The organism is Streptomyces sp. NPDC088733, from assembly GCF_044751185.1.
Classification (GTDB): Bacteria; Actinomycetota; Actinomycetes; order Streptomycetales; family Streptomycetaceae; genus Actinacidiphila.
On record NZ_JBIVLH010000019.1, the window covers coordinates 18105 to 41349 of the forward strand.

Consider the following 23245-nt stretch of genomic DNA (forward strand, 5'->3'; position numbering starts at 1 on the left):
CCTGGGAAGGCCGCGGGAGGCCGCAAGGGGGCCGCCGTGCCCGTCCCGGCGCCCGAGGTGCTGGCGGCCGCCGCGGGCACGCGGGGGGCGGTGCCGCCGGGCGGCGGGGGCCTCGCCGGCCGGCTCGCCCCGCTGCTCAAGGACCGGGCGCTCGGCCCGCTGACCACCGGGGCGGTCGTCGACGCGGCCACCGGTGAGGGGGTCTGGGGCCGGCGGGAGACCGCCGCGGCCGTGCCCGCGTCCACGACGAAGATCGCCACGGCGGTCGCCGCGCTGTCGCTGCTCGGACCCGACCACCGGCTCACCACCGGTGTCGTCGCGGACGGCGACGACCGCGTGGTCCTGGTCGGCGGCGGCGATCCCACCCTCACCGCGCGCAAGACCGCCGGTGGCGGCTACACGGCGGCGTCGCTGCGCACCCTCGCCGACGGCACCGCGAGCGCCCTCAAGGCCCGCGGCACGCGCACCGTGCGGCTGTCGTACGACACGTCGCTCTACAGCGGGCCCGCCCTGCACCCCATCGGCCACAACGACAACATCGCCCCGGTCGACGCCCTCATGGCGGACGAGGGCCGCGTCGACGGCAAGAGCTGGAAGGGCCCGGCGGCCCGCGTCTGGGACCCCGCGGCCAAGGCGGCGACGGCCTTCGCGGGGATGCTCCGCGACCGGGGCGTGAAGGTCACCGGGACGGTCGACCGGCGCTCGGCGCCCAAGGGGAGCGCCGCCGACCGGCTGGCCGTGGTGCGCTCGGCGCCGCTGTCGGACCTGGTCGAGCGGATGCTCACCAACAGCGACAACGACATCGCCGAGGCCCTGGCCCGGCACACCGCCCTCGCCGCCGGGCTGCCCGGCTCCTTCGGCGGCGGGGCGCAGGGCATCTCCTCCGCCCTGCGCGAGCTGGGGATCCCGCTCAAGGGGGCCCGGTTCACCGACGGCAGCGGTCTCAACCGGGCGGACCGGCTCACCGCCGACCAGCTCGCCCGGCTGCTGGTGCTGGCCGGCGACCCCGAGTACCCCGAGCTGCGGCCCACTCTGACGGGCCTGCCGGTCGCCCATTTCACCGGCTCGCTGAAGGAACGCTTCACCGCGGGCGACGCCGACGGCGGCATGGGCGTCATCCGCGCCAAGACCGGCACCCTCACCGGGGTCAACACCCTGGCCGGCACCGTCGTGAACGCCGACGGCCGGCTCGTCGCGTTCGCCTTCCTCACCAACGGGACCACCAGTCCCGCGTCGGCGCAGCGCGCCCTGGACCGGCTGGCCTCCGCGGTGGCCCGATGCGGTTGCCACGGCTGACCCGACACCCCGCGAACGCTCCCGGGCGCGGGGGACAGCACGTACCGTGAAGGAATGACGAGCATCGGTGGTGCGGAGATGGTCGACTGGAACCTCGCGGTCGCGACCGCGACCCGCTTCGTGCGGCCCGGGCCCGAGGTCAGCCGCGACGAGGCGCGTGCGGTGGTCGCGGAGCTGCGGCGGCACGCGAAGGAGTCGGAGGCCCACGTACGGGCGTTCACGCGGATGTTCGGGGACGAGGAGCCCGCGGACGCCGGGACGCCCGTGCTGATCGTGGACCGCCCTGGATGGATCAAGGCGAACGTGGCCGGCTTCCGCGAGGTGCTGAAGCCGCTGCTGGACAAGATGCAGGCCCGCAAGCCGGGTGGCCCCGGCGGCGCCGTGCTCGGCACCGTCGGCGGCAAGGTCACCGGGGTCGAGGTCGGGATGCTGCTGAGCTTCCTGGCCTCGCGCGTTCTCGGCCAGTACGAGACGTTCGCCCCGGCGTCGCGCGACATGCCCGCGGGACCCGCCGTGCCGGGGCCGGGCGAGCCGCGCACCGGCCGGCTGCTGCTGGTGGCCCCCAACATCGTCCACGTGGAACGCGAACTCGACGTGGACCCGCACGACTTCAGGCTCTGGGTCTGCCTGCACGAGGAGACCCACCGCACGCAGTTCACGGCCGTGCCGTGGCTGCGCGACCACATCGAGCAGGAGGTTCAGGCCTTCCTCGGCGAGACCGAGATCGACCCCTCGACGCTGATCGAGCGGCTGCGCGAGGCGTTCCAGTCCTTCTCCGGCGGCCGCCCCGAGGCCGAGGAGGAGGCGATCGACGCCGCGCCCGAGGACGGCCCCAGCCTGATCGACCTCGTGCAGACCCCGAACCAGCGGGAGATCCTGGGCCGGCTGACCGCCGTGATGTCGCTGCTGGAGGGGCACGCCGACTACGTGATGGACGGCGTCGGCCCGGACGTGGTGCCGTCGGTGGCCGAGATCCGCGAGAAGTTCCAGCGCCGCCGGCAGAGCGGCGCGGGCCGGCTGGACCAGGCGCTGCGCAAGCTGCTGGGGCTGGACGCCAAGCTGCGCCAGTACCGGGACGGCGAGCGCTTCGTGCGGGCGGTGGTCGACCAGGCGGGCATGGACGGCTTCAACCGGATCTGGACCTCGCCCAACACGCTGCCGACGAAGCTGGAGATCGCCAAACCGGCGGACTGGGTGTCGCGGGTGCACCGCAGGACCGAGACCTGATCCGCCCGGGGCGTCCGCGCCCCGGGCGCACCCGTTACCCCACCCCGGCCCCAGCCGTTGATCCAGCCGCCCCTTGCCCGTCTTTTCGCCAGCCCTTTCACCCGTCCGAGGGACCGTCGGCGCAGCGTAAGCGTGCAATGCTCGGGTATCGCACGCTGTCTGTCACCATCTAGCTACCCTGCGTCACTCCACCGTCTCCACTGCCTCCACTGCTCCGCCAGTGCTCTTCAGGAGGGAAACCGGACATGGGTCCCCACCCCGCGGTCGCGGCGATACGCCTCGCGGTCCGCCGCGTACTCCAGGACGTCCTGACCGACCACCAGGGCGGCAGCCCGCTGGTGCTCGCCGCCTGCAGCGGCGGCGCCGATTCCATGGCACTCGCCACCGCGCTCGCCTTCGAGGCCCCCCGGCTCGGCGTGCGCGCCGGCGGCGTGACCGTCGACCACGGTCTCCAGGACGGCTCGGACGTCCGCGCCGTGGACGTGGCCGCCCGCCTGCGCGGCCTGGGCCTGGACCCCGTGGACGCGGTCGCCGTGACCGTGGGCCGCCAGGGCGGCCCCGAGGCCGCGGCCCGCGACGCCCGCTACGCGGCCCTCGACGCCGCCGCAGAGCGCTCCGGGGCGTCCGCCGTGCTGCTCGGGCACACCCGCGACGACCAGGCCGAGACGGTGCTGCTGGGGCTGGCGCGCGGCTCCGGCATCCGGTCGCTGTCCGGGATGCCGTCGGTCAACGGCCGCTACCGCCGGCCGTTCCTGCTGCTCGACCGGGACACGGTCCGCAAGGCCTGCCTGGCGCAGGGCATCGATGTGTGGGAGGACCCGCACAACCACGACCCGGCCTACACCCGCTCCCGTGTCCGCCACGAGGCGCTGCCCGTGCTGGAGAAGTCCCTCGGCAAGGGCGTCGTCGAGGCGCTGGCGCGCACCGCCCAGCTCTCCCGCGACGACGCGGACGCGCTCGACCAGTGGGCCGCCGAGGCGGAACGGTCCGCCGCCGCTGCCGAGGGCGGCCTGGAGATCTCCCGTCTGCTCGTGCTCCCCCCCGCCGTTCGCCGCCGGGTCCTGCGCCGCGCGGCCGTCGCCGCCGGTTCCCCGCCCGGTTCGCTCTTCGCCCGCCACATCGAGGAGACCGACCGCCTGCTCACCGCCTGGCGCGGTCAGAAGCCGCTCAACCTGCCGGGCGGAGTCGCCGTCGGGCGGCGCAATGGCAGACTGTTCTTCCAGGCCTTGTAGACCGAGCCGGAAGTTGTACGGGTGAACGAGAACGACATGGGCACCGACCTCGAGAAGGTGCTCATCTCCAAGCAAGAGATCGACGCCAAGCTGGCGGAGCTGGCGGCGAAGATCGACCGGGACTACCAAGGCAAGGACCTGCTCATCGTCGGCGTCCTCAAGGGCGCGGTGATGGTCATGGCGGATCTCGCCCGCACCCTGTCCTCGCACGTGACGATGGACTGGATGGCCGTGTCCTCGTACGGCGCCGGCACCAAGTCGTCCGGTGTGGTGCGCATCCTCAAGGACCTGGACACCGACATCGCCGGCCGCGACGTCCTGATCGTCGAGGACATCATCGACTCCGGTCTGACCCTGTCCTGGCTGATCAGCAACCTCGGCTCGCGCCGTCCGGCCTCGCTGGAGGTCTGCACGCTGCTGCGGAAGCCGGACGCCGCCAAGGTCAAGATCGATGTGAAGTACGTCGGATTCGACATCCCGAACGAGTTCGTGGTCGGCTATGGCCTCGACTTCGCGGAGAAGTACCGGAACCTGCCGTTCATCGGCACACTTGCGCCGCACGTGTACGGCGGCTGAGGCCGGCGGGAACCCTCACGCCCTCCGCGGCGTTGGAGGGTGGTAACGCTGTTTGTTAACGGTCTCCGGCGACTTCGGGTGACAATGCTGGGGTACCGTCCGAAGGTCGGTTCATACACCGGATGCACCGGCGGCTCTCCGGCCGCTGTGCCTCACTGTGGCAGGAGGGACGGGGCGTGATCGCCCCGCATGGATGGACGTGAAGCGCTATTTCCGTGGGCCAGTCATGTGGATCGTGCTGGCTGTCCTCGCCGTGGTCGTATTGATGCAGGTCGTCGGCTCGTCCGGCGGCTACAAGACGGTGGACACCGGCCAGGTCATCGCGGCGATCGACACCAATCAGGCCAAGTCGGCAGAGCTGACCACAGGTGACGAGAGCACCATCAAGGTCCAGCTCAAGGACGGCGCCAAGGTCAACGGCAAGGACCTCGGCTCCTCGAAGATCAAGGCGAGCTACATCGGCGACCAGGGCGTCGACATCGCGAAGACGCTGCAGACGAAGTCGGAGAACGGCCAGCTCCCGCAGGGGTACACCGTCGCTCCCTCGAAGCAGAACGCCTTCGTCGGCATCCTGCTCTCGCTGCTGCCCTTCGTGCTGATCGTCGTCGTGTTCCTGTTCCTGATGAACCAGATGCAGGGCGGCGGCTCCCGGGTCATGAACTTCGGGAAGTCCAAGGCCAAGCTGATCACCAAGGACACCCCGAAGACCACCTTCGCCGACGTCGCGGGCGCGGACGAGGCGGTCGAGGAGCTCCAGGAGATCAAGGAGTTCCTCCAGGAGCCGGCCAAGTTCCAGGCCGTGGGTGCCAAGATCCCCAAGGGCGTACTGCTGTACGGCCCGCCCGGAACGGGCAAGACGCTGCTCGCGCGTGCTGTCGCGGGTGAGGCGGGCGTCCCGTTCTACTCGATCTCCGGTTCCGACTTCGTCGAGATGTTCGTCGGTGTCGGTGCCTCCCGGGTTCGCGACCTGTTCGAGCAGGCCAAGGCGAACGCCCCGGCCATCGTCTTCGTCGACGAGATCGACGCCGTCGGCCGGCACCGCGGCGCGGGCCTCGGCGGCGGTCACGACGAGCGCGAGCAGACGCTGAACCAGCTGCTGGTCGAGATGGACGGCTTCGACGTGAAGGGCGGCGTCATCCTGATCGCCGCCACGAACCGGCCCGACATCCTGGACCCGGCGCTGCTGCGTCCCGGCCGCTTCGACCGGCAGATCGCCGTCGACCGTCCGGACCTGCAGGGCCGCCTGGAGATCCTCCAGGTGCACCAGAAGGGCAAGCCGGTCGCGCCGGACGTCGACCTCAAGGCCGTCGCCCGCCGCACCCCCGGCTTCACCGGTGCGGACCTGGCCAACGTCCTCAACGAGGCGGCGCTGCTCACCGCGCGCAGCGACAAGAAGCTGGTCGACAACTCGATGCTGGACGAGGCCATCGACCGCGTCGTGGCCGGCCCGCAGAAGCGCACCCGGATCATGTCCGAGAAGGAGAAGAAGATCACCGCGTACCACGAGGGCGGACACGCCCTGGTCGCGGCGGCTTCTCCGAACAGCGACCCGGTCCACAAGATCACGATCCTGTCGCGCGGCCGTGCCCTGGGTTACACCATGGTGCTGCCGGACGAGGACAAGTACTCCACCACGCGCAACGAGATGCTCGACCGGCTGGCCATGACCATGGGCGGCCGCGCGGCGGAGGAGCTGGTCTTCCACGACCCGACCACCGGTGCCGCGGACGACATCGAGAAGGCCACCGCCACGGCCCGTGCGATGGTCACCCAGTACGGCATGACCGAGCGGCTGGGCGCGATCAAGTTCGGGACGAGCGACGGCGAGCCGTTCCTCGGCCGGGAGATGTCGCACCAGCGCGACTACTCGGAAGAGGTCGCCGGGCTGGTCGACGAAGAGGTCAAGAAGCTCATCGAGACCGCGCACAACGAGGCGTGGGAGATCCTGGTCGAGAACCGCGACGTCCTCGACAACCTTGTTCTGGCCCTCCTGGAGAAGGAGACGCTGAACAAGGAGGAGATCGCCGAGGTCTTCAAGCAGATCGTGAAGCGTCCGGCGCGTCCGGCCTGGACGGGCTCGTCGCGGCGTACGCCGTCGACCCGCCCGCCCGTGCTCTCGCCCAAGGAGCTCGCCCTGACCAACGGCACGCAGCCGTCGGCCAACGGCACGGCCACCGCGGCCGGCTCGCTGAGCAAGGCGACCGAGAGCGTCGAGCTCCCGGAGGAGCCCGGCACCGAGGGCTGACGCCCCCGGCGTGGGATCGCTCACGTTCACCGGAATGTCCGCCGCGCCCCCCAGGTTTCTATCCTGGGGGGCGCGGCTTTTCCCGCGTGGTACGGCGTACGAGGAACGAGGCACAGATGACCGACCCGGTGACCCTTGAGGGCGAGCGGAGCCCCATCGGCGAGTTCGACGAGAAACGTGCCGAGAACGCGATCCGCGAACTCCTCATCGCCGTGGGCGAGGACCCCGACCGTGAGGGTCTGCGGGAGACCCCGGCGCGGGTGGCCCGCTCGTACCGGGAGATCTTCGCCGGCCTCTACCAGGAGCCGGAGGACGTCCTGACGACGACCTTCGACCTCGGTCACGACGAGATGGTCCTGGTCAAGGACATCGAGGTGCTCTCCAGCTGCGAGCACCACCTGGTCCCGTTCGTCGGCGTCGCGCACGTGGGCTACATCCCGTCGGCGGACGGCAAGATCACCGGGCTGTCCAAGCTGGCGCGGCTGGTGGACGTCTTCGCCCGCCGCCCGCAGGTGCAGGAGCGGCTGACCACGCAGATCGCGGAGTCCCTGATGCGGATACTCGAACCGCGCGGTGTGATCGTGGTCATCGAGTGCGAGCACATGTGCATGACGATGCGGGGGGTCCGCAAGCCCGGCGCCAAGACCCTCACCTCGGCCGTGCGCGGGCAGCTGCGCGACCCCGCGACGCGGGCCGAGGCCATGAGCATGATCATGTCGCGCTGAGCTGAACCGAGCTGATCGCCGGCGGCGTCCGGCGGGCATCCCCCCGGACGGGAAGGTCTCCGGGGGGACACGGTTGTGCGACCGACGGAACCCGCGGGCGGGAGTTCACGTCCTACAGGGCGCACATCTCCGTACGCGAGTCGGGCGTACGGCACATTTCCGCAGCGCTGGAACTTGGTGGGGCCATGTCTGTCGTCGCAGAGGAAGAGCCCGGCGTCCGGGTTTCCCGGGGGGCCGGGCGGAGGCTTCCCTCGGTGCTGCCCGCGGCGGCGTCCCCTCGCGCGGTCGGGACGGCGTGCGCCCTCGTCGGGCTGATGGACCTGGCGGCCGGGATCTTCCCGCGGTTCCGGCACAGCCGGATGCACGTGCTGGCGGGGGTGGTCCCCGGGACCGTCACCTCGGTGGCCGCCGCGGCGGCCGTGGTGACGGGCATCCTCGTGCTGATGCTGGCGCACGGACTCAAGCGGGGGAAGAAGCGCGCCTGGCGGGCCGCGGTGGTGTTGCTGCCGATCGGCGGGGTGGCGCAGGTGCTGCACCGTCACTCCCTGGGCGGGGCGGTGCTGTCGGCGTTCCTGCTGGCCCTGCTGATCCGGTACCGGGCGGAGTTCTCGGCGCTCGGGGACCCGCGCACCCGGTGGCGGGCGGTGGCGGCGTTCACGGGGCTGAGCGGGCTGAGCGTGCTGCTCGGGCTGGTGATCGTCAGCGCGCACCCGGCGGCGGAGATGGGCGACCCGACGGTGGCGCAGCGCTTCACCGAGGTGCTGTACGGGCTGTTCGGCTTCGACGGACCCGTCAGCTACACCACCGACCAGGCGGCCGATGTCGTCGCGTACTCGCTGGGCGGGCTCGGCTTCCTGACCGCCGCGGTCACCGCGTACCTGGCGCTGCGCCCCGCCCACCCGGTCGCCGAACTGACCGAGGAGGACGAGGAGCGGCTGCGCTGCCTGCTGGCCCGGCACGGCGCCCGGGACTCCCTCGGGCACTTCGCGCTGCGCCGGGACAAGAGCGTGGTGTTCTCCCCGAGCGGCAAGGCGGCCGTCTGCTACCGCGTGGTGTCCGGGGTGATGCTGGCCAGCGGCGACCCGATCGGCGACGTCGAGGCCTGGCCGGGCGCGATACAGCGGTTCATGACGGAGGCCCGCGCGCACGCGTGGATCCCCGCGGTGATGGGGTGCAGCGAGACCGGCGGCGAGGTGTGGACCCGGGAGACCGGGCTGGACGCGCTGGAACTGGGCGACGAGGCCGTCGTGGAGACGGCGGCGTTCTCGCTGTCCGGGCGGGCCATGCGCAATGTGCGGCAGATGGTGAAGCGGATCGAGCGGGCCGGCTACGTGTGCAAGGTGCGCCGGGTGGGCGAGTTGGACGAGGACGAACGCGAGACGATCCGGCGCGCGGCCGACGCGTGGCGGGGCACCGAGACCGAGCGCGGCTTCTCGATGGCGCTGGGCCGCATCGGCGATCCGTCCGACGACGCGTGCGTGGTGGCGACGGCCTACGACACGGACGGCGAACTGCGGGCGGTGCTGCACTTCGTCCCCTGGGGGACCGACGGGATGTCCCTGGACCTCATGCGGCGCGACCGCGCCGCAGACCCGGGGCTGAACGAGCTGCTGATCGTCGCGGCGCTGCAACGGGCGCCGGAGATCGGGGTGCGGCGGGTCTCGCTGAACTTCGCGATGTTCCGTTCCGCGCTGGCGCGCGGGGAGCGGCTGGGCGCGGGGCCGGTGCTGCGCACCTGGCGCGGGCTGCTGGTCTTCCTGTCGCGCTGGTTCCAGATCGAGTCGCTGTACAAGTTCAACGCCAAGTTCCAGCCCGAGTGGGTGCCGCGCTTCCTGGTCTTCCGCGCCACGAAGGACCTCCCCCGGATCGGCCTGGCCGCGATGCAGGCCGAGGGGTTCGTCACGCTGGCCCTCCCCGCCTGGGCCTCCCGGCGTCTGCGGTGACCGCCCGTCCGGCCCGCCCCCTAGGCTGACCTCATGGGTACGATGCGCGGCCACGTGGCCGGATTGCCGTCCTGGGACCGGTGCGCGGTCATGGGCGTGGTGAACGTCACGCCGGACTCGTTCTCCGACGGCGGCGAGTGGTTCGACCCGGAGCTGGCCGTCAAGCACGGGCTGGACCTGGTGGCCGCCGGGGCCGATCTGGTGGACGTGGGCGGTGAGTCGACCCGTCCGGGCGCGGCGCGGGTGGACGAGGCGGAGGAGCTGCGCCGGGTCATCCCGGTGGTCAGGGAACTGGCCGCGGCCGGGGTCGTGGTGAGCGTCGACACGATGCGGGCCGCGGTCGCGGAGAAGGCCGTCGAGGCGGGCGCGGCACTGGTCAACGACGTGAGCGGCGGCCTCGCCGATCCGGCGATGATCCCGGTCGTGGCGGCCGCGGGCAGCCCGTTCGTCGTGATGCACTGGCGCGGCCAGAGCATCGACATGAACAACCGCGCGGTCTACGCCGACGTGGTCGGCGAGGTCACCGGCGAACTGCGGCGCAGCTTCGACGCCGCGGTGTCCGGCGGGATCGCCCCGGAGCGGATCGTGCTCGACCCGGGCCTGGGCTTCGCCAAGGACGCCGAGCACGACCTCGCGCTGATCGCGCACATGGAGGACCTGCGGACGCTGGGCCGCCCGCTGCTGATCGCGGCCTCGCGCAAGCGGTTCCTCGGCCGGGTGCTGGCCGGTGAGGGCGGCGATCCGCCGCCGGCGCGCCAGCGGGACGCGGCGACCGCGGCGGTGACGGCGATCGCCGCGAGCCGGGGGGCGTGGGCGGTGCGGGTGCACGAGGTGCACGACAGTGCGGACGCGGTCCGCGTGGCGCGGGCGATCGAGGGGGCGCGATGAGCGAGCGGCGGGAACAGGCCGGAGAAGGGCGGGGCCCTGTGGTGCGGGGGGTGTCGCGGTGACGCCGCGCACGGCCGAGGCGGCCCGGGTCGAGCAGGCGAACCAGGCGTTCTACGACGCGGTGGAGCGCTCGGACCTGGACGCGCTGGAGGAGCTGGTGCTGACCGGTCCGCTGGCGGAGACGGTGTCGGTGGTGCACCCGGGGTGGCCGGTGCTGCGCGGGCGCCGCGAGGTGATGCGCTCGTACGCGCTGATCATGGCGAACACCGACTACATCCAGTTCTTCCTCACGGACGTGGAGGTCGCCGTCGACGGGGACACCGCGCTCGTGACGTGCACCGAGAACATCCTCACCGGCGGTCCCGCCGAGGAGGAGGGCGACATGGGCTCGCTGGTGGGCGGTCTGGTGGTGGCCACGAATGTGTTCCGGCGCACACCGGAGGGCTGGCGGTTGTGGGTGCACCACGGTTCCCCGGTCATGGCGGGCGCGGGTGAGGACGACGCGGAGGACGGGGCCGGCGACGACGGCGCCGGGGAGGGCACGGCCTGAACACCGCCCGCCGCGCCAGCCGTTCGTGACCCGTTCGTGGCAAGAAGTCGGCGGAGGCGGAGTAGGTGCCTCCGGTACGGGGTAAGCGCGGGTCGTCCGGACCCCGGCCGGCCCGGTACCGCCCCGGTACCGGAGGGCTGTCGGTGGTCGCAGGTAGATTCGAGAAAGGGCGTACTGTTACGTTCCACGCCTCGTCAATTTCGTCCGTCCGTTCGACGACCAGCGGGAGTGCATCGTGGACCGAGTCGCGCTGCGGGGCCTGAGAGCCCGTGGACACCACGGCGTGTTCGAGCACGAGCGCCGCGAGGGCCAGGACTTCGTCGTGGACGTCGTCCTCGGACTGGACACCGCGCCCGCCGCGGCGACGGACGACCTGACGCGGACCGTGCACTACGGGATCGTCGCCGAGGAGGTCGTGGCCGTCGTGCAGGGCGAGCCGGTGGACCTCGTCGAGACCCTCGCCCAGCGGATCGCCGACCAGTGCCTCAAGCATGAACTGGTCGAGGAGGTGGAGGTGACCGTGCACAAGCCGCAGGCCCCGATCACCGTGCCCTTTGACGACGTGACCGTATCGATCATCCGGAGGCGCCCGTGAGCTACGACCCCACCGTGCAGCCCGTCCCGGCCTCCGTTGTCGCGCAGGTCGACGCGGCGGACTCCACGCTGCAGAACCCCAAGTTCGCCGTGATCTCCCTGGGGAGCAATCTCGGCAACCGCCTGGAGACCCTCCAGGGAGCGGTCGACGCGCTGGAGGACACTCCGGGCGTCCGTGTGAAGAGGGTCTCGCCGGTGTACGAGACCGAGCCCTGGGGCGTCGAGCCGGGCTCGCAGCCGAACTACTTCAACGCCGTGGTGCTCATCAAGACCACCCTGCCGCCCTCCTCGCTGCTGGAGCGCGGCCGGGCCATCGAGGACGCCTTCGCCAGGACCCGCACCGAGCGGTGGGGGGCCCGGACCATCGACGTCGACATCGTCGCCTACCAGGGTGTGGTCTCCGAGGATCCGGAGCTCACCCTGCCGCACCCGCGGGCGCACCAGCGGGCGTTCGTGCTCGCGCCGTGGCACGACATCGACCCGGCGGCGGAGTTGCCGGGCGCGGGCCCGGTGGCCGGGCTGCTGGCGGGTGTGGGCCGCGAGTCGGTCTGGTCGCGCGGTGACGTGGAACTCAGACTGCCCGAGTAATCGTTGACGACTTCGTCGTTGTGTCCGTCGATGTGGGGAGCGAGAACTCGGTGAAGGCGCTGCGTGTCAGGACCCTGGTGGGTCTCTTCGTGGTGGCCGGGGTCCTTTCCTGGGCCGGCGCCAAGCTCTGGGACTCGGTGGGCACGCTGCCCAGCGTGCCCGTGGCCGCCCCCATTGTGCTGGCGCTGATCGCGGTCGTGCTGGCCGCCACCGCGCTGTCGCTGCGGTCCCGGCTGCGGGCCCAGCGCGAGCGGCGCCCCGGCGCCAAGGGAGTGGACCCGCTGCTGGCCGCCCGCGCGGTCGTCTTCGGCCAGGCGAGTGCGCTGGTGGCCGCTCTGGTCGCGGGCATGTACGGCGGCGCGGTCGTCTTCCTGATCATGTACGAGCTCGACAACCAGCCCCGTCGCGACCAGGCGATCTACGGCGGCGCGGCGGTGCTCGCGGGCGTCGCGGTGTGTGCCGCCGCGCTCTTCCTGGAACGGGTCTGCCGGCTCCCCGAGGACGAGGACGACCACCGCAACGGCGTCATGGGCGACCGCGCGTAGCCGGGCCCGCACGGCTCGCGGCACGGCTCGCCCCTCAGTCCGTCAGTAGCCGCGCCTGACGTTCTCCGCGTGGGCGTCCTCCTGCCGCCGCGCGCGGCGCCGGCGTTCGGCGGACAGTTCGCCCACCGCGTTGTCGACGGCGGCGAGCACGCCCGCCGCCGGATCGCCGGCCGGCGGCGCGCCGTCCCGCAGTCCGACCGCCGCCCCGAGGCCGGCCAGGACGGGTTCCTCCGCCGCCCAGCGCGCCGCCGCACGGCGGCGGGCAGTGGTGTCGCCCGGCACGATCGACGTCGTGTGCAGGACCACCCAGCGGCGCTGCCGCTTCTCCACCAGTTCGCCCTCCGCCTCCATCGCGGCCAAGTAGACCGATGTGAGGTCCCGGCCCCGGCGCCACAGCCAGTCGGCGACCGTCTCGTACGGCGCCTGGCGGTTCAGCGCCGCCGCCGCACCGTCCAGCAGCGGGTCCGTCAGGGGGGACCGCTCGCCGGGCACCAGGCGGCCGTCCGCCAGCGTCACGGCTCCGGCGGCCAGGAGGTCGACCGCCTCGGCCCCGGCGAGCGCGAGCGAGAGATCGCCCTGCTCGACGGAGCGGCCGGACGCCGGCTCCGAGGCGGTGATCAGCAAATCCCGCGGTGTGGTCATCTCACGGCTCCCCGCCGGGACGCCGTCCGGCGGCCCTCCCGCCGATTGTCACGCGGCCGCCGTCCGCCCGCCAGTGATCTTCCCGGGCGGACGCCGATCGGAACGTCCGGCTAATCGCGATCAGCGCCGCACCCTGGCCCCGCCGAATTTCCCGGGGCGCCCGTCCCGCCCGCCCCGCGGGGCCGAAACAGCAGGTCGAAGCGGAGTCCGCGGAATTCCCCGGGGCCGGGGCGCGCCGCGGCGATGAGCAAGATCGGAATTCATTCGGGGCGGGCATTCGCGCCACGCATTGTGCCGGGGCGGCTGCCCTCCGTATTTGTCGTTGTATGTTCAGTGAGAAATCGGATGGCGGGGCCCCATGCGACTCACGGGCACGCTAAGTTCCTTGGCATGCCACGTGGACGCCACCGTCATTCCCAACCGCTGCACAGGCTTTTGCCGCCCGTGACGGTCGCCGGCTCCGCCGCGGCCCTCGCGCTCGGTGGTCTGGCGATCGGTGATCCGGCGCTGCTCCATGTGTTCGTGTTCGGCGCCGCGGCGTCCGCCGGTGCCGGTGCCTTCCTGCTGCGCAGCTGGGACCGTTCGGCCGGCAAGCAGGTCGCCGACCTCAAGACCGCCCGCGTGCGCGACGAGTGGCGTGCCGACGAGCGCATCGCGGAGCTGGAGGTCGACCTCGAGGACTCCCGCGACCTGCGCGGCAAGCTGGAGAACAAGCTGCGCGGCAAGCGCGCCGAACTGGCCCGGCTGCGCACCGAGCACGCCGATCTGCTGCGCCGCTACGCCACGGCCGAGTCCGAGCGCGCCCGCGCGCTGGAGGACGGCCGCGTCCTGGCCGTCCAGGCCGCCGGTTCCGCCCTGGCGGTGCCGGCGAACGCCCTCGGCCCCACCGCGTACCTGCAGGCCGCCGCGGCGCTCAAGGACCTGTCGCGCAACGCCGCCCGCCAGCAGGCCGCCGCCACCGTCCAGGAGGCCCGCCGCCGCGACGTGGCGGACTCCGACGAGCAGCACGGCCGGCACGCCGCCGCGGACGGTGCCACAGCCACCCGTGGCGTCCTGGAGCGCCCCGCGGGCAACCCGGCCCTGCCGGTGCGGCAGCCCAAGGCGCTGCCCGCCGTCGCCGCGGCCGTCCTTCCGTACGCCAAGCCGCACAAGCAGGCCTCCCGGACCCAGGGCGGGTTCGACTTCTTCGGCACGGCCAAGAACGCCAAGGGCCAGCCGAAGGAGCTGCCGCCGGGGACGGACGGGGCCGCCGGGGCGGACCTCGCCGACGTCGTCGGGGACGAGGCGGTCGCGGCCCGCGCCGCGCTGCAGTCCGACGCCGCGGCCGAGGCGGGCGCCGAGGTCATCGACCTCACCGCGCACGACGAGACCGAGCAGCTCGACCTCAGCGAGCTGCGCGCCCAGTCCTCGTAGCGCCGCGCCCCGGAGCCGGCGCCGGGGGCGGCGTCACTTGTCGATGTCGCCCACGACGAAGAACATCGAGCCGAGGATCGCCACCATGTCTGCGACCAGCGTGCCCGGCAGCAGCACGGCCAGCGCCTGGATGTTGTTGTAGGACGCCGAGCGCAGCTTCAGCCGGTACGGCGTCTTCTCGCCCTTGGACACCAGGTAGTAGCCGTTGAGCCCGAGCGGGTTCTCCGTCCAGGCGTAGGTGTGGCCCTCCGGGGCCTTGAGCACCTTGGGCAGCCGCTGGTTGACCGGGCCCGGGGGCAGTTCGGCGATGCGGTCGAGGCAGGCGTCCGCGAGGTCCAGCGCGTTGTGCGTCTGGTGCAGCAGCATCTCGAAGCGGGCCAGGCAGTCGCCCTCGGAGCGGGTCGCCACCTCCAGGGTGTCCTGCAACTGCCCGTAGGCCAGGTACGGTTCGTCGCGCCGCAGGTCGAAGTCGACGCCCGAGGCGCGCGCGATCGGGCCGCTGACGCCGTACGCGTGGACGTCGGCCGCCGCCAGCACCCCGACGCCGCGGGTGCGGCCGCGGAAGATCTCGTTGCCCAGCACCAGGTCGTCGAACGTCCCCATGCGGGAGCGCACTTGGGCCACGGCGGCGCGGGCGCGTCCGTGCCAGCCGTTGGGCAGGTCCTCCTTGAGGCCGCCGACGCGGTTGAACATGTAGTGCATGCGGCCGCCGGAGACCTCCTCCATGACCGCCTGGAGGTCCTCGCGCTCGCGGAAGGCGTAGAAGATCGGCGTGATCCCGCCCAGTTCCAGCGGGTACGAGCCGAGGAACATCAGGTGGTTGAGCACCCGGTTCAGCTCCGCGAGCAGGGTGCGGGTCCACACCGCGCGCTCCGGCACCTCCATGCCGAGCATGCGCTCCACGGCGAGGACGACGCCCAGTTCGTTGGAGAAGGCGGAGAGCCAGTCGTGGCGGTTGGCCAGCATGATGATCTGCCGGTAGTCGCGGGCCTCGAAGAGCTTCTCCGCTCCCCGGTGCATGTAGCCGACGATCGGCTCGGCCTCGCTGATCCGCTCCCCGTCCAGCTTCAGCCGCAACCGCAGCACGCCGTGCGTCGAGGGGTGCTGCGGGCCGATGTTCAGCACCATGTCCGTGCCCTCGGCGGCGCCGCCGATCCCGATCGTGGTCTCCGTCATGCGCCTAGTTTCCCACCCGTACCGGCCGCTTGTGCGGCCCGGCCCGGAGGGACGGCCAGGCTCAGCCAGAGGAACGCGCCGAGGCCGGTGGGGGCGGTGAGTTCGGCGGCCTGGCCCGCTCCGGCCAGGGCGCGGACGTAGCCGGCCGGGTCGGTGGACGCCAGCGCGAGCGGGGGGCGGGCGCCCGTGACGCCGAGGGCGTGCAGGGCCTCGCGCTGGGTGGTGAGGACGGCGCCGGGGGCGGCGCAGGCGTCCATGGCCACGTGCGCGGTGATGTCGCTGGAGCCGTCGGGGACGGCGGGGGAGATCTCGCGGCCCTCGCGGAAGGCGGTGAGCGTCCCGTACGGCGGCCGGGCGCCCGCCGTGTGCCCGTAGTCGACCGCGACCGCGAGCCCCGCGTCGAGGCAGGCGGTCGCGTCCGCCCAGGCGGCATCCCGCCACCGGCCGATTTCCGCCCGCGTCCCCTCCTCCGCGCCCGTCAGCGGCCACCAGCGGTCGAGCCACGCGGCGTCGGCGCCGTCCACCGGGCCGCCCAGCCGCTCGGCCCCGTCTCGGGCACGGACCAGGACGTAACGGGCGACGCCGTGCGCGTCCGTCTGCGCGACATCGACCGGTACGTTGTCCAGCCACTCGTTGGCGAAGAGCAGTCCGCGCACCCCCCGCGGCGGCTCCGCGCACCACTGGACGCGCGCGTCGAGCCCGGCCGGCCGCGGCGCTTTTTCGACCGCGAAGACCCGCAGCCGCGGGTCGCCGAAGGCCTCCAGAACCCCGCTGACCAGCTCTCCGGCGCCCGCGCCGATGTCGACGAGGGCGAGCTCCCCCGGGTGCCCGAGGTCGGCGTCGACGCGCCGCAGCAGTTCCGCGACGGCGCCGGCGAAGAGCGGCGAGGCGTGCACGGAGGTGCGGAAGTGGGCGGCGGGACGCTCGCGCCGGAAGAAGCCGCCGGGCCCGTACAGCGCCCGCTCGGTGGCCGCCCGCCACCCCGTCCACTCGTCCGCTTCCCGGGGCGCGCCCCGGGTTGTGTCTTCGGTCACGGCTCCACCGTATGGGCGCATCTCGGAGGGTTCGCGGCCCGCGGCCGCTCAGTGCGGACAGGTAGGGTACCCGGGGCAGGGATGTGTCCGCCCGCGACAGCCGCGGATGAATCGATCATGAACATTGGCCATCCGGAGAGCGCACTCCCTTATGCCGGGTCTCCCGGCACTGATAGGGCTGTGCAAGCGATAGGCAGTGGAAGGTGAAGAGCGGATGACGGCCGGCAACAACGGCGCCCCCGAGCCCGGGAACGACGACCCCTTCGGGTACCTGTACCGGCAGGACGGCGAGGACGCGGGTCAGACGTCCGTCGCGCAGCCGGGTGTGCCCCGCACGTCGTACAACCAGGTCCAGCGTGTCGGCGAGCGCCGCCAGCAGCAGCAGCCTCCCGCCTACGGCTACCCGCAGGGCCAGCAGCAGCAGCGGCCCCAGCAGCCCGGTTACGGCCAGCAGCCCCCGCAGCAGCCCGGTTACGGGCAGCAGCCGCAGGCGACCCAGGCCATGCCGCAGCCCGCTCCCGCCGGTCCCGGCGGCGGCCGCCGCGCCGCGGCCTCCCGCTCCACCGGCCCCAACAGCAAGGGCCTGCTGATCGGCGCCGTCGCCGTGGTCGCGGCGGTCGCGATCGGCATCGGTGTCGCCATGGCCAACGGCTCCGGCGACGACGCGCAGGCGGGCGGCACCCCGTCGCCCACCGCGACCGCCGGCACCGGTGGCGACACGCCGCAGCCCTCCTCCAGCGACGCGGCGGGCGGCGAGCTGCCAGGCAAGACCGACGTGGCCGGTCTGCCCCTGTCGGGCGGTGCCTTCATCACGTCGGACGTGCCCGGTGCCAAGGCCGCGGACGGCAAGTACGTCGCCGGGATGGACAAGGCGGGCGCCACCGTCACGTGGAAGTTCACCGCGCCCGACGACGGCGCGTACACCGTCTTCGTGGACTACAGCGTCCCCGGCGCCGACGGCAACGCGACCATAACGGTCAACGGCTCGAAGCAGGCGCGGCCCATCAGCCTGAAGAACTTCGCGAACGCCAAGCCGGGCGACTACGAGCACGGCTGGACCAACTCGTTCAGCTACATCGCCCTGAACAAGGGCGAGAACACGCTGACGCTCTCCTGCGAGGCGGGCAACCAGTGCAACTTCTACCTCGACCGGATGTGGCTGGAAGAGGGCCAGCACAAGAGCTGACCCGCCGGGGAGGGGTCGGCTCGGCTCGGCTCGGCTAGCACGCTTCGTCCTCCGCGCCGACCTCGATCCGCCCGAGCAGGTCCGCGTAGGTCGCGCGGTCGAACTCGCCCGCCACCGGCGCGGCGACGGTCGCCGCCGACAGCGCCACGGCGCGGGCGAGCCGGCGCGGCCAGTCCAGTCCCTCCACGAGACCGGACAGCAGGCCGGCGACCGCGGAGTCGCCCGCGCCGGCCGGGTTGCCGGCGACGGGCGCCGGTGGGCGGGCGCGCAGCACGGAGCCGTCCTCGGTGAGGACGAGGAGGCCGTCGGGGCCGAGCGAGGCCGCGACGGCGCGGGCACCGCGGCGCCGGGCGTCGCGGGCGGCCCGCAGGGGTTCCAACGCCCCGGTGAGTCCGGCCAGTTCGCCCGCGTTGGGCTTGACGAGGTCGGGCCGGGCGGCGAGTCCGCGCCGCAGCGGTTCACCGCTGGTGTCGAGCAGGACGGGTATGCCCGCGGCCCGCGCGTCCCGTACGAGGTCGGCGTAGCAGCCGACGGGCAGTCCGGGCGGCAGGCTGCCGCACAGCGCGACGGCCCGCGCGCCGTCGTCCAGGAGCTTGCGGTAGACGCCGAGGAAGGCCGTCCACTCCTCCGAAGTGATCGTGGGGCCGGGCTCGTTGAACATCGTCGTGCCGCCGCCCGATGCGTCCACGACGCCGACCGTGCGCCGGGTGGTGCCGGAGATGGGGACGAGCGCGTCGGTGACGCCGTCCACGGCGGCGAGGCGGTCCCGCAGCAGGGCGCCGGCGGGGCCGCCCGCGAAGCCGGTCGCCACGGTCTCGTGGCCGAGCGCGGCCAGGACGCGGGCGACGTTCAGGCCCTTGCCGCCGGGGCGTTCGGCGGTCTCCGACACCCGGTTGGTGGTGTGCGGCCGCAGCCGGGGGACGCGGTAGGTCACGTCGATGGCGGCGTTCAACGTGACGGTGACGATCACGCGTGATCCCTTCGAACAGCGGGTGCGATGGGAAGGGATCATGCCAAAGGAACGGTCGCGGGCACAGACCCCCGGCTGCCGCCGGACCGCCTTTGTCCCGGTCGGAGGGCCCGCCGTCCGGCGCCGGGCGCGACGCCGCCCCGCGAGCATGCCAAGCTTGGCCGGGTGGTGGTGCGCTTCCAGATCCTCGGGCCGGTCCGTTCCTGGCGGGACGGGGCCGAGGTGAAGCTGGGCCCACCGAAGCAGCGGGCCCTGTTCGCCCTGTTGCTGGCCCAGAGCGGGCAACCGGTGCCATTGCACGCCATTTTGGACGCCCTGTGGGGCCAAGAGCCCCCCGAGACCGCCGTGAATGTGGTCCATCGGCACATCGGCGGGCTGCGCCGGCTGCTCGAACCCGGGCTGCCGACCGGCTCCGCGTCGCGCCGGCTGGTCCGTGACGCGGGCGGCTACCGGCTGGAGGTGGAGCCGGCGGAGCTGGACCTGCTGCAGTTCCGGGCGCTGCGGGTGCAGGCGCGGAACCTGGCGCAGCGCGGCGACCGGGTCCGCGCCACCGGGCTGCTGGTCGACGCGCTGGGGCTGTGGCGGGGCCCGACGGCCTCCGGCATCGCGCCCGAGGTGCGGGCGCACCCGGTCTTCGCCGCCGTGGACAACGAGCACCTGGTCGCCGTGAAGGAGGCCGCCGGGTATGCGCCGGCCGCGGGGGACGCGCTGACGGAGCGGGTGCTGATCACCCTGCGGCAGGCCGCCGCCCACCACCCGCTGGACGAGGTGCTCCAGGCCCGGCTGATCGACCTGCTGGCCGCGACCGGGCACCAGGCGGAGGCGCTGGAGGTCTACCAGGGAGTACGGCTGCGGATCGCCGACGAGCTCGGGCTCGACCCGGGTCCGGAGCTGCGGGAGGCGCAGTACCGGGTGCTGGACGGCACGGCCGTGGACCGCGCGGCGCCGGCGGAGGCGGTACCGGCACCCGCGCGCCCCGTCGTGAATCCAGCGAACCCAGCGAACCCAGCGAACCCAACGAACGCAGCGGACACAGCAGACACAGCAGACGCAGGGGACGCAGCGCCCCCGGCGGGTGACGCGGCGGACGACGTCCCCGGCGGCGCGGCCCAGCTGCGCCCCGCGCAGCTGCCCCGGGACCTCGCCGCCTTCTCCGGGCGGCGTTCGGAGCTGGAGCTGTCCGGGACGCTGCTGCCCGTCCCCGCGGAACCGGCGCAGGCCGTGGTGATCAGCGGCATGGCGGGCGTGGGCAAGACCACCCTGGCCGTGCACTGGGCCCATCAGGTCGCCGACCGCTTCCCGGACGGCCAGCTCTATCTCGATCTGCGCGGCTTCCACCTCACGGGCGCCGCCATGGGCACGGCCGAGGCGCTGCGCGCGCTGCTCGACGCCTTCGGGATACCGGTCGGCCGCATCCCCGCGGGGCTGGAGGCGCAGGCCGCGCTGTACCGCAGCCTGCTGGCGGGCCGCCGCGTGCTGGTCGTGCTGGACAACGCCCGCGACTCCGAGCAGGTCCGCCCGCTGCTGCCGTCCGCGCCCGGCTGCCTGGCGGTCGTCACCAGCCGCCATCAGCTCCAGGGGCTGGTGACGGCCGAGGGCGCGCGCTCCCTGACCCTGGACCTGCTCGGCGAGGACGACGCGGAGGAACTGCTGGCGCTGCGGCTGGGCGCGGAGCGGGTCGCCCGGGAACCGCTGGCGACCGCGGAGATCGTGGCGCTGTGCGGGCGGCTCCCGCTGGCGCTGGCCATCGTCAGCGCCCGCGCGGCCCTGAACCCGGGCTTCCCGCTGTCCGCGATCGCCGACGAGCTGCGGGAGAGCCACGGCAGCCTCGACGCCTTCACCGGTGAGCCGCCGCTGGGCGACGCGCGCAGCGTCTTCTCCTGGTCGTACCAGGCGCTGAGCCCGGAGGCGGCCCGGCTGTTCCGGCTGCTGGCCGTGCATCCCGGGCCGGACTGCTCGGCGGCCGCCGCGGCGAGTCTGGCGGCCCGGCGCACCGGGCAGACGCGCGCGCTGCTCGCGGAGCTGGTCCGGGCGCAGCTGCTCTTCGAGAACGCGCCGGGCCGGTTCTCCTCGCACGGGCTGCTGCGGGCGTACGCGACGGAACTGACCGGCGAGCACGACGACCCGGGGGAGGCGGCCGCGGCCGGGGTCCGGCTGCTCGACCACTACCTGCACAGTGCGCACACCGCCGTCGCCGCGCTCGCCCCGCACCGTGAACGGCTCGCGCTGCGCCGCCCTGCGGCGCACACCGTGCCCGAGCGCTTCACCGACCAGCGCGCGGCGGCCGACTGGCTCGACGCCGAACGGTCCGTGCTGCTGGCCGCCATCGAGCAGGACGGCCGGCACGGGGACGGGTCGCACAGCTGGCGGCTGGCCGTGGTGCTGGAGCTGTACCTGGACCGCAACGGCCGCTGGCAGGAGCAGCGGACCGCGCAGACCACGGCCACCACGGCGGCGCAGCGGCAGGGCGACGTCCTCGGCCAGGCGCACGCGCACCGGGCGCTCGGTTTCGCGCTGGGGCGGCTGGACCGCTGGGAGGGTGCACGCGAACACCTGCTGCGCGCCCTGCAGTTGTTCGGGGAGGTCGGCGAGCCCTGCGGCCAGGCCCGGGTCCACCGCTACTGGGCCTTCCTGTCCAACCGGCACGGGCGGCACGACGACGCGCTGCGCCACTACGGGCTCGCCGGCGACTTGTACCGCGCGGCCGGGCAGCTCAACGGCGAGGCAAGCGTGCACAACGAGGTCGGCTGGACGCACATGCTGCTCGGCGAGTACGACAAGGCCGTGGAGGAGTGCCGCCGTTCGCTGGCCATCCACCAGGAGACCGGCGACCTCAACGGGGAGGCCGCCGCGTGGGACAGCCTGGGCTGTGCCTACCACCAACTGCGCGGTTACGAACAGGCGCTGGACTGCTTCCGGCGGGCGCTGCGGATGTACCGGGAGATCCGGGACGGGTACCTGGAGGCCGACACCCTCGTCCACATCGCCGACACCCACATCGCCGCCGGTGCCGTCAACGGCGCGGCCGGCGCCCTGCGTCAGGCGCTGGCGATCCTGGAGGGCATCGGTCATCCCGACGCCCGGGGGGTGCGCGAAAAATTGCACGGCACCGGGTTGAACCCAGTGGTGCCACGGGTCCGTGTATAGCGGCGTAGCTCCGGCCCGGAGCGGACGTCTGGTGGACCTGAGGAAGTGCGATGAACAAGAACGCGCGGAACGCCCTGTTCCTGACCGGTACGGCGCTGGCGCTGACGGCTGTCACCGCCTGCGGTCAGCAGACCGGCACGGGCGCAGCACCCGCGGCGGTGCAGCAGCCGGTGGTGAACGCGGTGTCCGGCTATCCCAACGTGGGCGACACGGAGTCGGCCCCGCCGGTGACGGAGGCGGCGTCCGGGCTGGCGGTGCGCACCGACACCCAGCTCAAGACGATCGTCGTGGACGGCAAGGGCAGGACCGTCTACGTCTTCAGCAAGGACACCACGCCCGGTGTGTCGAGCTGCGAGGGCGACTGCGCGGCGCAGTGGCCGCCGGTCCCCGCGGACGACACGCAGACCGCGAAGGGCCTGAACCAGGACCTGCTCGGCTCCATCACCCGCACCGACGGCTCCAAGCAGCTCACCCTCGCGGGCAAGCCGCTGTACTACTTCGCCAAGGACACGCAGCCCGGTGACACCAACGGCCAGGGCGTCAAGGGCGTGTGGTACGCCGCGGAGCCCGACGGCTGGAAGGCCGGTGTGGAGCGCCCGGCCCTCGGCGTGCTGAACGACCCGAAGCTCGGGAAGATCCTCCAGGACAAGAACGGCCGGACGCTGTACCTGTTCACCAAGGACGAGCCGTGGCCGATGAAGACCGCGTGCGACGCGACCTGCCTGCAGAAGTGGACCCCCACCGCCCCGGTGACCGCCGCCGACGCCAAGAAGGCGGGCCTCGACCCCAAGGCGCTGTTCACCTTCAACACGCCGAACGGCACCGCGCAGGAGGCCTTCAACTGCTGGCCGGGTTACACCTTCAAGGGCGACAGCCAGCCCGGCGACACCAACGGCCAGAACGTCAAGGGCGTGTGGTTCGCGATCAAGAAGGACATCACGGTCGACCGCGGCAAGACCGTTCCGGCGGCCAAGGGCTGACCGTCCCGGCCCGGGCGGCGCGACCGCGCCGGCCCGGGGGTCCGGTCGACGGCCCGCGCGGGGCATGCGATGCCCCGGCGGGCCGTTGCCATGCCCGGGCCCGGGGGGCGCGGCGCGGATGGTCAGAATTGCGTCAGTTTTTCGGCATCGGTGCCTGCTTACGATCACGCCACGCGCTGCTTCCGCCAGGAACATCGCCGAAGCAGGCACGAACCTTCGTGCCCGTCGGCCGGCGGGCCCCACACCCGGCCCGGCCGCCGCCCGCCCTGCCCCGTCCTTCGGCGATCC

Annotated in this window: 20 protein-coding genes; 16 read left to right on the top strand and 4 right to left on the bottom strand. The window is 73.1% G+C overall.

The window, feature by feature from the left end:
* Window positions 1-36: 36 nt before the first annotated feature.
* From dacB to ACIP64_RS29035, 12 genes are all read left to right on the top strand, one after another.
* Window positions 37-1296 carry a D-alanyl-D-alanine carboxypeptidase/D-alanyl-D-alanine-endopeptidase gene (dacB, locus tag ACIP64_RS28980; protein WP_401592346.1) on the top strand — a complete coding sequence of 420 codons (1260 nt, stop codon included), beginning with the start codon at window positions 37-39 and terminating at the stop codon, window positions 1294-1296.
* A 54-nt stretch (window positions 1297-1350) separates the two neighbouring features.
* Window positions 1351-2523, top strand: a complete 1173-nt coding sequence (locus tag ACIP64_RS28985) for a zinc-dependent metalloprotease (RefSeq protein WP_401592348.1) — start codon at window positions 1351-1353, stop codon at window positions 2521-2523.
* A gap of 245 nt (window positions 2524-2768) precedes the next feature.
* A complete protein-coding gene (gene tilS, locus ACIP64_RS28990) occupies window positions 2769-3755 on the top strand; it encodes a tRNA lysidine(34) synthetase TilS (protein WP_401592350.1) in 987 nt (328 codons plus the stop codon).
* Between the two features lie 36 nt (window positions 3756-3791).
* Window positions 3792-4331 carry a hypoxanthine phosphoribosyltransferase gene (hpt, locus tag ACIP64_RS28995; protein WP_401592575.1) on the top strand — a complete coding sequence of 180 codons (540 nt, stop codon included), beginning with the start codon at window positions 3792-3794 and terminating at the stop codon, window positions 4329-4331.
* A gap of 193 nt (window positions 4332-4524) precedes the next feature.
* The gene (gene ftsH, locus ACIP64_RS29000) at window positions 4525-6576 is read left to right on the top strand and encodes an ATP-dependent zinc metalloprotease FtsH (RefSeq protein ID WP_401592352.1); all 2052 of its coding nucleotides are present in this window, start codon (window positions 4525-4527) and stop codon (window positions 6574-6576) included.
* Between the two features lie 116 nt (window positions 6577-6692).
* Window positions 6693-7301: a GTP cyclohydrolase I FolE gene (folE, locus tag ACIP64_RS29005; protein ID WP_401592354.1), complete on the top strand. Its 609-nt coding sequence runs from the start codon at window positions 6693-6695 to the stop codon at window positions 7299-7301.
* A 314-nt stretch (window positions 7302-7615) separates the two neighbouring features.
* The gene (locus tag ACIP64_RS29010) at window positions 7616-9244 is read left to right on the top strand and encodes a phosphatidylglycerol lysyltransferase domain-containing protein (RefSeq protein ID WP_401592577.1); all 1629 of its coding nucleotides are present in this window, start codon (window positions 7616-7618) and stop codon (window positions 9242-9244) included.
* A 33-nt stretch (window positions 9245-9277) separates the two neighbouring features.
* Window positions 9278-10132 carry a dihydropteroate synthase gene (folP, locus tag ACIP64_RS29015; RefSeq protein WP_401592356.1) on the top strand — a complete coding sequence of 285 codons (855 nt, stop codon included), beginning with the start codon at window positions 9278-9280 and terminating at the stop codon, window positions 10130-10132.
* Between the two features lie 58 nt (window positions 10133-10190).
* On the top strand, window positions 10191-10682 hold the full coding sequence (locus ACIP64_RS29020) for a nuclear transport factor 2 family protein (protein ID WP_401592358.1): 492 nt from the start codon (window positions 10191-10193) through the stop codon (window positions 10680-10682).
* 235 nt (window positions 10683-10917) lie between these two features.
* The gene (folB, locus tag ACIP64_RS29025; protein ID WP_401592360.1) at window positions 10918-11277 is read left to right on the top strand and encodes a dihydroneopterin aldolase; all 360 of its coding nucleotides are present in this window, start codon (window positions 10918-10920) and stop codon (window positions 11275-11277) included.
* The gene (gene folK, locus ACIP64_RS29030) at window positions 11274-11864 is read left to right on the top strand and encodes a 2-amino-4-hydroxy-6-hydroxymethyldihydropteridine diphosphokinase (protein WP_401592362.1); all 591 of its coding nucleotides are present in this window, start codon (window positions 11274-11276) and stop codon (window positions 11862-11864) included. The genes folB and folK overlap by 4 nt, the downstream gene beginning before the upstream one ends.
* 50 nt (window positions 11865-11914) lie before the next feature.
* Window positions 11915-12409 carry a DUF3180 domain-containing protein gene (locus ACIP64_RS29035; RefSeq protein ID WP_401592579.1) on the top strand — a complete coding sequence of 165 codons (495 nt, stop codon included), beginning with the start codon at window positions 11915-11917 and terminating at the stop codon, window positions 12407-12409.
* Window positions 12410-12451: 42 nt separating this feature from the next.
* On the opposite strand, the gene ACIP64_RS29040 is transcribed toward ACIP64_RS29035, so the two are convergent.
* Complete coding sequence (locus ACIP64_RS29040) at window positions 12452-13051, bottom strand: GPP34 family phosphoprotein (protein ID WP_401592364.1); 600 nt, start codon at window positions 13049-13051, stop codon at window positions 12452-12454.
* Between the two features lie 444 nt (window positions 13052-13495).
* Between ACIP64_RS29040 and ACIP64_RS29045 the strand changes: the two genes are divergently transcribed.
* Window positions 13496-14464, top strand: a complete 969-nt coding sequence (locus ACIP64_RS29045) for a hypothetical protein (protein ID WP_401592366.1) — start codon at window positions 13496-13498, stop codon at window positions 14462-14464.
* Window positions 14465-14497: 33 nt separating this feature from the next.
* Here ACIP64_RS29045 and ACIP64_RS29050 read toward each other — a convergent pair whose 3' ends face one another.
* Window positions 14498-15640 (bottom strand): NADH-quinone oxidoreductase subunit D, encoded by a 1143-nt coding sequence (locus ACIP64_RS29050; RefSeq protein ID WP_401592368.1) that lies wholly within the window; start codon window positions 15638-15640, stop codon window positions 14498-14500.
* Complete coding sequence (locus ACIP64_RS29055) at window positions 15637-16674, bottom strand: SAM-dependent methyltransferase (RefSeq protein WP_401592370.1); 1038 nt, start codon at window positions 16672-16674, stop codon at window positions 15637-15639. The genes ACIP64_RS29050 and ACIP64_RS29055 overlap by 4 nt, the downstream gene beginning before the upstream one ends.
* A gap of 214 nt (window positions 16675-16888) precedes the next feature.
* Between ACIP64_RS29055 and ACIP64_RS29060 the strand changes: the two genes are divergently transcribed.
* Complete coding sequence (locus ACIP64_RS29060) at window positions 16889-17860, top strand: carbohydrate-binding protein (protein ID WP_401592372.1); 972 nt, start codon at window positions 16889-16891, stop codon at window positions 17858-17860.
* Window positions 17861-17894: 34 nt separating this feature from the next.
* On the opposite strand, the gene ACIP64_RS29065 is transcribed toward ACIP64_RS29060, so the two are convergent.
* A complete protein-coding gene (locus ACIP64_RS29065) occupies window positions 17895-18830 on the bottom strand; it encodes a 1-phosphofructokinase family hexose kinase (RefSeq protein WP_401592374.1) in 936 nt (311 codons plus the stop codon).
* Between the two features lie 165 nt (window positions 18831-18995).
* Here ACIP64_RS29065 and ACIP64_RS29070 point away from each other — a divergent pair, with 165 nt between their 5' ends.
* Window positions 18996-21977, top strand: a complete 2982-nt coding sequence (locus ACIP64_RS29070; RefSeq protein ID WP_401592376.1) for an AfsR/SARP family transcriptional regulator — start codon at window positions 18996-18998, stop codon at window positions 21975-21977.
* A gap of 50 nt (window positions 21978-22027) precedes the next feature.
* Window positions 22028-22957, top strand: coding sequence for an SCO0930 family lipoprotein (locus ACIP64_RS29075; RefSeq protein ID WP_401592378.1), 930 nt, complete (start codon window positions 22028-22030; stop codon window positions 22955-22957).
* The last annotated feature ends 288 nt before the right edge of the window (window positions 22958-23245 follow it).